Origin of the sequence: Rhizobium sp. YTU87027 (assembly GCF_050644135.1) — a bacterium.
GTDB lineage: Bacteria > Pseudomonadota > Alphaproteobacteria > Rhizobiales > Rhizobiaceae > Rhizobium.
In genome coordinates this window covers 2,140,829-2,153,022 of record NZ_CP098440.1, presented here as the reverse complement: position 1 = coordinate 2,153,022, position 12,194 = coordinate 2,140,829, and the positions used below count along the sequence as shown (strand labels likewise).

The 12,194-nt window shown below is 58.8% G+C and carries 12 protein-coding genes and 1 pseudogene; 5 read left to right on the top strand and 8 right to left on the bottom strand.

The window, feature by feature from the left end; genetic code table 11:
- Window positions 1-38 precede the first annotated feature (38 nt).
- Window positions 39-581, top strand: coding sequence for an adenine phosphoribosyltransferase (locus NBG89_RS10785; protein ID WP_088695319.1), 543 nt, complete (start codon window positions 39-41; stop codon window positions 579-581).
- 299 nt (window positions 582-880) lie between these two features.
- Here the strand turns inward: NBG89_RS10785 and NBG89_RS10780 are convergent, their stop codons facing one another.
- Together NBG89_RS10780 and NBG89_RS10775 are read right to left on the bottom strand one after the other, a co-directional pair.
- Complete coding sequence (locus NBG89_RS10780) at window positions 881-1,348, bottom strand: MaoC family dehydratase (protein ID WP_431319953.1); 468 nt, start codon at window positions 1,346-1,348, stop codon at window positions 881-883.
- The gene (locus NBG89_RS10775; RefSeq protein ID WP_431319952.1) at window positions 1,345-1,815 is read right to left on the bottom strand and encodes a MaoC family dehydratase; all 471 of its coding nucleotides are present in this window, start codon (window positions 1,813-1,815) and stop codon (window positions 1,345-1,347) included. Before NBG89_RS10775 ends, NBG89_RS10780 begins: the two co-directional genes overlap by 4 nt.
- A gap of 80 nt (window positions 1,816-1,895) precedes the next feature.
- On the opposite strand from NBG89_RS10775, the gene NBG89_RS10770 reads away from it, so the two are divergent.
- On the top strand, window positions 1,896-2,975 hold the full coding sequence (locus tag NBG89_RS10770) for a hypothetical protein (RefSeq protein ID WP_431319951.1): 1,080 nt from the start codon (window positions 1,896-1,898) through the stop codon (window positions 2,973-2,975).
- A 22-nt stretch (window positions 2,976-2,997) separates the two neighbouring features.
- On the opposite strand, the gene ychF is transcribed toward NBG89_RS10770, so the two are convergent.
- Window positions 2,998-4,101: a redox-regulated ATPase YchF gene (gene ychF / locus NBG89_RS10765; RefSeq protein ID WP_431319950.1), complete on the bottom strand. Its 1,104-nt coding sequence runs from the start codon at window positions 4,099-4,101 to the stop codon at window positions 2,998-3,000.
- Between the two features lie 179 nt (window positions 4,102-4,280).
- Between ychF and clpS the strand changes: the two genes are divergently transcribed.
- Window positions 4,281-4,592, top strand: a complete 312-nt coding sequence (clpS, locus tag NBG89_RS10760; protein WP_088695416.1) for an ATP-dependent Clp protease adapter ClpS — start codon at window positions 4,281-4,283, stop codon at window positions 4,590-4,592.
- A gap of 63 nt (window positions 4,593-4,655) precedes the next feature.
- On the opposite strand, the gene NBG89_RS10755 is transcribed toward clpS, so the two are convergent.
- From NBG89_RS10755 to NBG89_RS10735, 5 genes are all read right to left on the bottom strand, one after another.
- On the bottom strand, window positions 4,656-5,117 hold the full coding sequence (locus NBG89_RS10755) for a GNAT family N-acetyltransferase (RefSeq protein WP_431319949.1): 462 nt from the start codon (window positions 5,115-5,117) through the stop codon (window positions 4,656-4,658).
- Between the two features lie 3 nt (window positions 5,118-5,120).
- Window positions 5,121-5,837, bottom strand: a complete 717-nt coding sequence (gene pth, locus NBG89_RS10750; RefSeq protein WP_431319948.1) for an aminoacyl-tRNA hydrolase — start codon at window positions 5,835-5,837, stop codon at window positions 5,121-5,123.
- Between the two features lie 90 nt (window positions 5,838-5,927).
- Window positions 5,928-6,647, bottom strand: coding sequence for a substrate-binding periplasmic protein (locus tag NBG89_RS10745; RefSeq protein WP_431319947.1), 720 nt, complete (start codon window positions 6,645-6,647; stop codon window positions 5,928-5,930).
- A 23-nt stretch (window positions 6,648-6,670) separates the two neighbouring features.
- Window positions 6,671-9,031, bottom strand: coding sequence for an EAL domain-containing protein (locus tag NBG89_RS10740; protein WP_431319946.1), 2,361 nt, complete (start codon window positions 9,029-9,031; stop codon window positions 6,671-6,673).
- Between the two features lie 184 nt (window positions 9,032-9,215).
- Window positions 9,216-9,830, bottom strand: coding sequence for a 50S ribosomal protein L25/general stress protein Ctc (locus NBG89_RS10735; RefSeq protein ID WP_431319945.1), 615 nt, complete (start codon window positions 9,828-9,830; stop codon window positions 9,216-9,218).
- Between the two features lie 413 nt (window positions 9,831-10,243).
- On the opposite strand from NBG89_RS10735, the pseudogene NBG89_RS10730 reads away from it, so the two are divergent.
- A pseudogene (locus tag NBG89_RS10730) lies at window positions 10,244-10,618 on the top strand (EAL domain-containing protein); the annotation flags it as partial.
- Window positions 10,619-10,702: 84 nt separating this feature from the next.
- Window positions 10,703-12,157 (top strand): hypothetical protein, encoded by a 1,455-nt coding sequence (locus NBG89_RS10725; protein ID WP_431319944.1) that lies wholly within the window; start codon window positions 10,703-10,705, stop codon window positions 12,155-12,157.
- Window positions 12,158-12,194 lie beyond the last annotated feature (37 nt).

Genomic DNA, 12,194 nt, shown 5'->3' with positions numbered 1-12,194 from the left:
GTGCGGCCGAATTGAAGCCTGCAGAGTATGGACATTCCATGAGCGATACGATTTCGGAGCTTGCAGCCAGCATCCGCTCCATCCCGGACTACCCGAAGCCCGGCATCATTTTCCGCGACATCACCACGCTTCTCGGCAATCCGCGCGCCTTCCGCCGCGCCGTCGATGAACTGGTGCAGCCCTATGCCGGGTTGAAGATCGACAAGATTGCCGGAACCGAAGCTCGGGGCTTCATTCTGGGCGGTGCGGTCGCGCATCAGCTTTCGGCGGGGTTCGTACCGATCCGCAAGAAAGGCAAGCTGCCGCGCGATACCGTGCGGGTAGCCTATAGCCTGGAATACGGTGTCGACGAGATGGAGATGCATCGGGATGCGGTGCAGCCGGGTGAGAAGGTCATTCTCGTCGACGACCTGATCGCGACCGGAGGAACGGCGGTCGCCGCCACGCAGCTTTTGCGGCAGATGGGGGCGGAGGTCGTTTCAGCCTGCTTCGTCATCGACCTGCCGGATCTCGGTGGCCGCAAGAAGCTGGAAGAGCTAGGCGTCGACGTCCGTACGCTGGTGGAGTTCGCGGGCCATTAGAGCCTTTCAGGGCAAATTGAAGCGTTCTGTTGGCTCAAACGGAGTCGAATGGTCGACCGGCCGGCGCGCGTCGTAGCCATTTCCTACGGCCAAGCCGGACGGTCGATCAGCGGGCCGTTTCAGCCAACCCCGGTGGTTTGCTTGCAAACCAGCTAGGGCCGGGCATCGTTCCACCAGGATCAGAGGCGATCGGCTCGGACGTACTTTGGGATATGCCCTTCGCCAATCGTCTCTGCCCTGACGAAAACCTGTTCCGGCAGAACGCTTCAATTTGCCCTGAAAGGCTCTAAGGCCCGCGCTTACTCGAATTCGATGACGGTGCTTTCGAACCGGATGACCGGCGTGCCGTCAGCGATCATCCCCTCGCACAGAATACTGTTCAGCCGGCACCCTGGACGGGACGCCAGGGGACGACTCGCAAGGAACGTGACAGAGTAGGCCACTTCCTCGCCGGCGTAGACCGGTCGCAGCCATTGAAGCTTCTGAAACCCAGGGGAGGGACCAAGCTTGGGTGGTTTCACTCCCTCGCTTGCAAGGCGCGCGCACTCGGCGCTCCAGTAGGCGATGAAAGTTTTCATCCAGGCCGCGCAAGTGTGCCATCCCGAAGCGCAGAGACCGCCAAAGAGCGTGGCCTTCGCAGCCTCCGCGTCCAAGTGAAATGGTTGAGGGTCGAAGCGCTCGGCAAAGTGAATGATCCGTTCGGCCGTAAATAGATAGCTTCCGATGTCGGTCTTCTCGCCGGCGGCGTAGCGTTCCGCCATAATCATGCGATCTTCTCCAGCGTTTCACGCCTGACGAACATGATCGAGTTTTCGGCGCGACAGACGAGTTCTGCTTTCTGATTTAAAACTTCATGGCGGAACTTCACCATGCCGATGCCGGGCCTAGAGCGCAGTGCTCGGGTTTCTATGACCGTCGAATGGCCTGAAAGTGTATCTCCGGCAAGAACAGGCTTTCGCCACTCCATGAAATCCACGCCGGGCGCGCCTTGGGAGAACGAATTGACGAGAAAGCTCTCTGCCATCATGCGCATGAACAGCGCCGAGGTATGCCAGCCGGATGCCGCCAGGCCGCCGAGGATGCTGGCGCGACCGGCCGCCTCGTCCAGATGCATCGGCTGCGGGTCAAATTCGCGGGCGAACTCGATGATCTCCGCTGCGGTTACCGACCGCGGCCCGAGCGCAAAGCGTCGCCCCGGCTGGAAATCTTCGAAGGTAAGTTTCTGAACGGACAAATTCCTCTTCCCTCGTAGGAGTTTCAAAACGACTACAATAGCATTCGAAGCGACTCAACGATTCCCGCGAGAATTTGACCATGCCCGAATTGAAGTTGATCCTTGATGAAGCCGCGCGGGAGGGTCTCATTCCGCGCCAGGCTGCTGAGCGGCTACTACCATTCCTGATCGCGCACGGCGTCAGGGTCGATCAACTGTCGTCCGAAGCGCCTTCACGGTCGGTGCCTTTTTCGGATACCGAAACGCCAAGCTTCGTCCGTGGCTTCCATGACGTGTTGATAACCATCGGCATTGTCGTGGCGTTGGCCGGCTTGTGGGGTATCGCTTCGGTTTATGCCGTGTTGCCAGCGATCGTCGTCCTCGTCGAGATCCTTGTTCGACGTCAGAGGCTGGCGTTGCCCGCCGTCGCGCTGACGATTGCGCTTGCCATCTGGACGGCAGTTGTCGCCGCGCAATGGCTGGAAGATTCGCCTTCCTTTATCCCGATAGGTGGCAACGTTGCGCTGCAGTACACCCTTGCCTTTCCCATCGTGCTAGGGCTCTTCTACCTGCTCTATCGCGTACCGCTCGCGCTTGCGTTGACGATCATGGGGGCGGCAGTGGTCGCGCTGCAATTGATTCTGCGGGCGCTTGGCTGGCTGAGCGGTGATCCACTCTTCGAGGTCAATCATCCCATCGTCTTGTCGATTATCGCGATCGCGTGTGCGGTCGGTCTTTTCGCACTGGCGATGACATTCGATCTGCGCGACCCGCTTCGTCGTACAATCAATTCCGACGTTGCCTTCTGGCTCCATCTCGGTGCAGCTCCGGCCTTGCTCTACAGTGTCATATCGCTTGCTGGGCTCAGCGGCGGCACGCTGGCCGCGCTGCAGACGGTATCGTTTCGTACGCCGGTTGTGGTTGTGACCGTCGCCGCGCTCATGCTGATTGGCCTCATCATTGACCGGCGCGCATTCGTGACGTCAGGCCTGCTGTCGCTGGGCTTTGCGCTCTACGGAATCTTCCGCCTGGGGGACGCGCGGGTCGATACCTACATCTACATCACGCTTCTGACTGTTGGCGCGATCGTGCTGGTCATCGGGACGGGATGGATGCCGCTCCGTCGGTTCGTCATGGGCAGGCTGCCGGTTGCCATGCAGGCGAAACTGCCGCCGGCATAGGGCGGCAGCTTCTCGGTTCGCGTCAGGTATTGAAGCGGAAGTGGATGACGTCGCCGTCCTGGACGACGTATTCCTTACCTTCGTCGCGGCCCTTGCCGGCTTCCTTGGCGCCGACTTCACCCTTGAAGTTGATGTAGTCGTCGTAGCCGATGGTGAAAGCGCGGATGAAGCCACGTTCGAAGTCCGTGTGGATCACGCCAGCCGCCTGCGGCGCCTTGGTGCCGCGCACGATCGTCCAGGCGCGTGTTTCCTTGGGGCCAACCGTGAAATAGGTGATCAGGTCGAGCAGGTGGTAACCGGCTCGGATCAACCGGTCGAGACCGGCTTCCTCGAGGCCGAGCGCCGAGAGGAACTCCGCCGCTTCCTCCTCGGGAAGTTGGGCCACTTCGGATTCAATCGCGGCCGAGATGATGACGCATTCGGCGCCCTGCTTCTCGGCCATGGCGGCGACTGCCTTGGTGTGCTCGTTGCCGGTCGAAGCGTCGGCTTCCGCGACGTTGCAGACATAGAGGACCGGATGCGAGGTCAGGAGGTTGAGGCTCTTGAGGATCTCGATTTCTTCCGGCGCCAGAGTCTTCAAAAGCAGGCGAGCGGGCTTGCCTTCGTTCAGCAGCTTGATGACGGCTTCCATGACCGGCAGCTGCGCCATCGAATCCTTGTCCTTGCCAGTGGCGCGCTTGCGCGTCTGCTCGACACGGCGCTCAAGGCTTTCGAGGTCGGCGAGCATCAGCTCGGTTTCGATCGTGTCGGCATCGCCGACAGGATTGATGCGACCCTCGACGTGCGTGATGTCGTCGTCCTCGAAGCAGCGCAGCACGTGCACGACTGCATCGACTTCGCGGATATTGGCGAGGAACTTGTTGCCGAGGCCTTCACCCTTCGAAGCGCCGCGCACCAGGCCGGCGATATCTACGAAAGAGATGCGGGTCGGGATGATTTCCTTGGAGCCGGCGACCGCTGCGAGCTTCTGCATGCGGGGATCAGGAACGGCGACTTCGCCGGTGTTCGGTTCGATCGTGCAGAAGGGATAGTTTGCCGCCTGTGCTGCTGCCGTCTTTGTGAGCGCGTTGAAGAGGGTCGATTTGCCGACGTTCGGCAGACCGACGATACCGCATTTGAAGCCCATGGCCAGAAACCTGCTGTTTTTGAATTCGTTGGTGCTGGCTATGGGATAAAACGCGCCTTGCGGTCAAGCTTTTCGCGCAAGTCTCTTGCATTCCGAGGGTTGAAGGGTCGCCTTTGCAGCGCAATATAGATATTGGCGATCTGTTCTCGCTTCTCCATGTCATCAACGGTGGGTTTCCGATGAGTGACAACGATATTGCCCTTAAACCGAAGACAAAGTCGAAACCGAAGCTGGATCGGCCGAAGCTCTATAAGGTCATCCTGTTCAACGACGATTACACGCCGCGCGAATTCGTCGTGATGATCCTCAAGGCTGTCTTCCGCATGAGTGAGGAGGTTGGCTATCGTGTGATGATGACAGCGCACAAGATGGGATCGAGCGTCGTCGTGGTCTGTACGAAAGATATCGCCGAGACCAAGGTCAAGGAGGCGATGGATTATGCCAAGGAGGCCGGCTTTCCCCTGATGCTGACGGCGGAGCCGGAGGAATAGCTTGGCGTTCTCTAACCAGGCTTCCTAGCTTTCTCCTTCTTTTCAGGCTCGGGCTGCTTGAGCTTAGTCGTCAGCCGGTCGTCGGATCTGGTAGCCGGTCTTGTCCTGTCTGAAGCCGCAGTTCTCGTAGAAACGCAGCGTTGCCGGATCCTTCGAGCCGGTAAGGAGCATCACCTTGTAGCAGCCGGCCTTCCATGCAGTTTCGATGGCATGCAGGATCAAGGCCCGTCCGTAGCCACGCTGCCGGTGATCGGCAGCAGTAACAACGTTCTCGATCAGTGCATAAGACGCGCCATGCCGGGTCAGATTGGGGACGATGACCAGCGTCACCGACGACGCGGGGGCTCGACCCGCCACGCCGAGGAAAATCGTCATGCCAGGCTGTGCGAGGATCGCTTCAAACCGTTCTTCGGCAAACGCGCGGTCCATGACCGGATCACTTGGGTTGAGCTCATGGTAAAGGGCAAGCACGCCCGGCAGATCGCCAATCTCGGCGGCGCGGATGACGAGTTCGCCGGCAGACATGGTTCAGTCGCCCTTGTTGCCGAACATTTTCTTCAGCATTTCAGCCATTGGCCCAGTTGCAGGCAGCTTTGGCTGATTGTGATTGCGGGCCTGGTGGATATGGGACTTTGCCGCCGCCTTCTTCTCCGGCTTCGGCTTCTCCTCTTCGACCTTGCCTCCGAGCGCAAGGGCCAGCTTGTTCATCAGCTGGGAATCTTGCTTGCGAACCAGCATGTCGGCATTGTCGGCAAGCGCATCTAGCAGCGGTTCAAGCCAGGCCTGGTCGGCCTTTGCGAAGTCGCTGAGAACGTGATGCTGCACAAGTTCCTTGACACCGGGGTGACCGATGCCAAGTCGCAGCCGGCGATATTCCTTGCCGCAATGAGCGTCCAGCGACTTGATGCCGTTGTGGCCGCCGTGGCCGCCGCCTGTCTTGAGGCGGGCCTTGCCGGAGGGCAAGTCGAGTTCGTCATAGATCGCAACGAGGTCGGCGGGCTGCAGTTTGTAAAAACGCATGGCCTCGCCGACGGCTTCGCCCGAGAGGTTCATGTAGGTCTGGGGCTTGATGAGCAGCACCTTCTCGCCTGCTATCTCGCCCTCGGCAATCTCAGCCTTGAACTTCTTCGACCAAGGCGAAAAATTATGGCGACGGTAAATGGCATCGACGGCCATGAAGCCGATGTTGTGGCGGTTTCCGGCGTATTTGCCGCCGGGATTACCGAGACCCGCGATGATCAGCATGGCTCGTTCATTCCTTGCAATGTGCTTTATCCGTTCACCATCGCGAAACGGCGTCAAAGTCAAGGCGAAGTGGCCGCAGCCGCAGAAAAATCAGTCCGCGGAGCTCAGGCCATATTTGGTGAAGATGGCCTTCTGCGTGCCATCGGCAATCAGCTTGTCCAGTGCGGCTTGCATCTTGGTCAGCAGATCGCTTGGGAAGTTCTTCTCGCAGGCTATCCCCATCGGCTGGGTGGAGAGTATCGTAACCATCTCCAAGGGCTGTTCCGCCTTGAGCTTGCCGAAGTAGATCTCGGAGATCGGCATCATGTCGATGCGACCGTTGAGTAGCTTGCGCAGTGTGGCGTTGAAGTCGGTGGCGATGTCGAGCTTGGTGAAGCCGTCCTCCTTCAGCGTCATCTCGGTGTAGTCTTCGCGCTGGGTACCGACCGTGTATTTCTTGGCTTCCTCGAGATCCTTGGCTGTCACGCCGGAGCCCTTCTTGGTAATGAGGATGTTGCGATCGACCAGTAGTGGTTCGACCCATTTGAACATCGGATCGCGTTTCGCATTATGCGCGGTCGTGAAGACGCAGCCCAAAGGCGTGTTTTGGGCGAGGGCGTAGGCTCGCGCCCAAGGCATCATCTCGATTTTGTATTCAATGCCGGCGTCCTTCATCACCTTTTCGACTTGCTCGACCGAGGCGCCTTTGATTGCTTTCCCGTCGCGGTAGCTGAAGGGAGGATATTCCTCCGTCGCGAGTGTGACGGCGGCTGCAATGGCATGGGTCGAGGCAGCGAGACCCAACAGAATGGAAAGCAGCAGTCTCTTCATCGTGTTGACCTTCTTCCCTGTGTTCAAGAGGCCCGCGCGATAGGCTGTTCCGCTGCGGACAAACGCTCGATCAAAGCCGCGGCATGCTGTGGGCGGTGGAACAGATATCCTTGGCCGAAGTCGAGGCCCATTTCGTGAAGCGTCTGGCATTCATCCTCGGTCTCGATGCCTTCGGCGATGACAGTGCAGCCCATCTTGTGGGATAGCGTCGTGATGCTTTCCACCAGCGTGCGGCTCTTTTCGCGGACATCATCATTTGTGTCGTTGATCGACTGGGTGAACGACTGGTCGACCTTGATGATGTCGACCGGAAAGCGATTGAGATAGCTCAGTGAGGAATAGCCGGTACCGAAGTCATCGAGGGCAATTCTGCAGCCGAAACGGCGCATCTCGGTGACAACAGTGTGGATTTGCGGATTGTTATGCATCAGCACCGCCTCGGTGATCTCCACAACGATGCGTTGAGGGCGAATGCCGTGGCGGCCAAGCAGTGCCGCCAGACGCGCGGGCAGGGCGTCTTCGAACTGCAAGGGAGAGAAGTTGATGGCGAGATAGCTATCCTGCATTCCCGGTAACCTGGAAATGGCGGCAAGATGGGCGATCGCCTTCTCCATGATGACGTTGCCGACTCGAATAATCTTCGCTGTTTCCTCGGCGACATGGATGATTTCCGCCGGTGCCATCAAGCCCTTTTGCGGATGGTTGAGGCGCATCAGGGCCTCGAAACCCGCGATGCAGCGGCCGTTCAGATTGACGATCGGCTGCAGGTAGGCGTCGAACCAGTCCTCGGCGAGGCCGGCCTCAATGTAGGTCTCGATTTCGGCGCGGGCCCGAGTACGGTCCATCATGCTGTTGTCGAAGAGCTGCGCACCGTTCTTGCCGTCACGCTTCTTTGCGTACATGGCCATGTCGGATTTCTGCAGCAGCTCGGATGCATTCGCAGCATGGAGCGGGTAAATGGCGATACCGACGCTGGCGCTCATTTGCAGGTCCGGACCGAACGGCTCGATGAAGATGGAGGCAATCTGCTCGGCCATCGCGCTTGCCCGGCGGGTGGCATCCTTTGCCGGGAGAAGGATGGCGAATTCGTCGCCGCCCAGGCGGGCCGCTTGATCGGATGGTGCCAGGTGCATCTTCAACCGGTCGACAAACTCACGAAGGGCCCTGTCGCCCTCGGCATGGCCGAGATTGTCGTTGATCCATTTGAAGCGATCGAGATCGATAAACAGGCAGGCGAGTTCCTGGCCTGCCGCATCCGCCTCCTGAATTTTTGTGTCGAGCACTGACTCGAATCCCTGACGGTTCAGCAGGCCGGTCAGATGGTCCCTGATGGCCTGTTGGTGGTTGCGGGCCTCGGAGGCTTTGAGCTCGGTGACATCGGTCATAACCGACAGCGAGAGCCGATCATAACCCGCGGTCGCCGCCGTCGATTCCAGGATGAGCACATCCATAATGTTACCGTCGGCGCAGATGAACTTGACCGTGACATCGACTGCGGGGCCGCCCTCGAGATCGTTCTTGCGCTTGAGGAAGGCTTCGCGCGTATCTGTAGCGACGAGGTCGGCGAACCGGCGGCCGATCACGCGCGGTCGGTCGTAGCCGGTCGCGACGAGCCAGTAGTCGCTGACGGCGGTAATGCGATCGTCCTCGTCAAGGGAGAAGAGCATGGCGGGGGTCAGGTCGTAGATGTCGACGGCACGGCGATGCGCGAGCTTCAATTCGCGTTCCTCGCTTTCGAGCTTCGACTGCATCTCGTTGAAGCCACGGGCGAGGCGGCCCATCTCGTCGTTAGACTGCCAGTTCACGTGTTGCCGTGATCCGAGTTGGCGCGTGGCCTCGACCGCGGCCGTCAAGCGCATCAGCGGCCGGATGATGAAGATACGATTGCCGATCAAGGCAGCGCTGAATACGGCAAGCACGGCGAAGATGAAGATCGACATGAAGACGACTTCTTCGTGCTTGAGGCCGGAGAAGAGACCGAGCGCCGGATAGAACACGGAAATGGTGCCCAGATTTTTCGGGCCGTCGATGGTGTTGTATATGATCGCGCGCGACACCTGGACGAGGCTGCCGTTAAACGACTTCGGTATAGTCGACTGTGTGACGTCGAGCTGCCCCGACTGGTCGCGGACCTGAACCTTGACGATGGCGCCCTGCGAAACGATCGTCGCGCTGATCTGGGTCACGCTGTCGTCGTCAAGGTCCCAGAGCGGCTTTGCGAGCGCCTGAGAATTGGCGACAAGAAGAACCGAGATGTGGTCACGTATTTCCTTGTCTGCGCGCTCAGAGGAAAGAAAAAGAAAAAGGACGAACAGTGGGGCGACGAAGAGCAGCAATGCTCCGCAAATAATTGCCAAAAAACGATTTTCAACGGAATTGTTCATTGTTCCGTTTGCTCCCAGCCGCACTTTGCATCCACGATTTTCTACGCCCGCGGGTCTTCAAAAACGTACCGGCATGGTTTCACGAAATGTATTAAATGTTGCTGAAACGGGCTCCCTACCGCCAACGAAAAGGGCCCGCTTTCGCAAGAAAGCGGGCCCTATGCTTTACAAATTATGGAAGCGATCAGGCTTCTGCTTCGCCTTCTTCCGCAACCGTCTCGTCAACGCCGCCGGCCGGGGCGATGATCGTTGCGATCGTGAAGTCGCGGTCGGCGATAACCGGCGCTACACCCTTCGGCAGGGTGAGGTCGGAGATATGGATGCTGTCGCCGATCTTCTTGCCGCTGAGGTCAATGTTGAAGAATTCCGGGATTGCATCGGCCGGGCAATGAACTTCGATTTCGTGACGAACGATGTTCAGAACGCCGCCAGCCTTGAGGCCCTGGGACTTCTCTTCGTTGACGAAGTGAACCGGGATTTCAACGGTAACCTGGGTGTTGCCGGAAACGCGCAGGAAGTCCACGTGCATCGTGAAGTCGCGGACCGGATCGAGCTGATAGTCCTTCGGCAGAACCTTGTACTTCTTGCCGTCGACTTCGATGGTCGCGATGGTGGTCATGAAGCCACCTGCGTGAATGCGCTTCGTCACCTCATTGGTGCTGAGAGCGATAGAAATGGGGGCCTGCTTGTCACCATAGATGACAGCGGGAATCAAACCGTTGCGGCGAAGTTCACGGGCGGACCCCTTACCAACCCGTTCGCGCGCCTCGGCCTTGAGCTCGTAGCTTTCGTGGCTCATGACTTTTCCTTCCGAGGTTATTTGGAGAGCCCCGCGGAGGCTTATGCTTGCCGCGGAACTGGAGGCGGGTTACCCCATCCTCATCCGCGTTGCCTCCAAGGGTGTCTGCGCGGACGCGTGCGCTATAGTATAGATGTGACGGAAAGGCAAGCTGGTGCCTGTCATCGATAAGGGGCCACGATTCCAAACAAGCTGCCGGCGAGCGGTGTCGCTCGAACGATTCCGGAGGTTGAAGCGGATCGCGAAAGCTTAACCATACAGCTGGATTTCCCGCGAGATTAAGTAATACAAAATGTCGGCGTTGCTATGAAGGCCAAAACGCAACCTGGTCCCTCCGATGCCTCGTCTTCTTACCTGCATTGTTGCCGAACAAAGCTGGCCGCATCTGATCTTCGCAACCGTGATCTGCCTGCGTCAAGGTGGCAATGGACGACTACGGCACCGGATATTCCTCGCTGTCGACGCTCCAGAGTTTCCCCTTCGATAAGATCAAGATCGATCGTGCCTTCGTCGATGGCGTCGTCACCAACAAGCAGTCGGCTGCGATCGTTCGCTCGACGCTCATTCTTGCGCAGAGCCTAAATATTCCGGTTCTCGCCGAGGGCGTGGAGCGGGAGGAGCATGTTGATTTCCTTCGCCGCGAAGGCTGCCTGCAGGTACAAGGCTTCCTTTTCGGAAGGCCGGTGCCACGTCCCGACATCGAGGCTTTCGTCAATGCCGACGGAACAGGTGTAGTCGAGAACGCGGATCGCTCGTCAGTTGCGGTGGAAACCGACGCCGCGGCCTGACCGCTGCGCTGTAACACAGCTTGACATCCGCCGCCCGGAAACCTCACATGCTCGCAAAACGCAGGTGGCGGAGGAATTCAGGTTATGCGGCTCAATCTCATTGCGGCAACGAGCACGATCGCAATCGGTCTGGCATCCGCGGCCTATGCGGCCGACGTCAACCAGGCAGGGGCAAAGAAAGTTGAAGAGAGCCTGACGAAGCTGCTGCCGAGGAGCGTCGCGAAAGAAGGCTTCGTGACCGTGAATCCGGCAGGGACTCGCTACGAGATTATCTACGATCTTGCGAAGCTCCTGAAGAAAGTCGATCCGGGCAGTTTGGCGATCACCGGCTTGACGCCGTGGTCGATGTTCGCGACACCGCTAGACACCGGTCTATGGAGCGTGGAGGGGAACAACTCCCTCAATGTTTCCGGCAACTTCAAGGCGCCGGGACAGGCGAAGACGGATTTTACCTACGCTATCGATGCCTTCGTGTTCAGCGGTATCTTCGACCCGGCGATTAGCTATTTCCGCTCGGGTGATTTCTCCACGAACGCCGTGAACTTTTCGTCGAAGACCGAAACCGAGGAGGTCAACGCCAGCTTTGACGGCATGAAGTACAAGGTGACGTCATCGGAGGGGGCCGCGGCTGGCACAACGAACTTTGCCACCAGCGGTTCCGCTACAGGGTTCCTCGAGAAGATCAGTAGCCAAGAGGTGCCGCCGGTCGAAATTCGCGCTGACGCATTTGACTTCGCGGCGGCGGTGAACGGCCTGCCTGCAAACAAGGTTCGCGACATCATCATGTTCGCGATTGACCACGCGGACGAAAAGAAGCTTGCCACGGCGGACAGCGACAAGTTGAAGGCGATGCTTCGCGATGCGTTCCCGTTGCTCACGAGCTTCAACGAAACGATTGGCTTCAACAACTTGACAGTGTCGAGCGCTGCAGGAAACGGCGGTGCGAAGAACGTCGGTTACGAGGTCACGCTCGACGGTCCGACCAACGCCACGCGGTTCGGAGTCGGTGTGACGGCGGAAGAGATCAGCTTCGCGAGCCCCATCGTTCCTGCGGCCTACTCGGCGTTCGTGCCGCAGGAATTCCAGCTGAAGTTCGCCATTGCCGATATGGATTTCGCGGCCTTTGGCGACGAGTTTCTCAAAGTTGACTTCGCCGGCGGCACCGCATCGGAGGACAGCGGCAAGAAAGCGGCCGAGCGGCTCTTCAAGGGCGGTGAACTGGTCATGGATTTCCCGAAAATCAGCGCGGTGTCGAGCGTGTATGATGCCGAGATTTCCGGCAAGGTCCGCGGGCGGATCGACACGTCCAAGGATTATTCCATGGATGTCACCGTTCTGGCGCGGGATCTGGACAAGACCATCGCTGCCGTTCAGGAGCTTGCGAAGACCAACTCCGATCTCAATCAAGTTTCGTTCAGCCTGATGATGGCGAAGGGCTTTGCGAAGACCGATCCGGATGGGCGTCAGCGCTGGGATATCAGCGTTGCTCGCAACGGATCCGTCACGATCAACGGCCAGGTCATCAAGGGTGCGGACTGAGCCTGTTGCAACTCTAGGTGCGGGGCTCTTGCAGGGC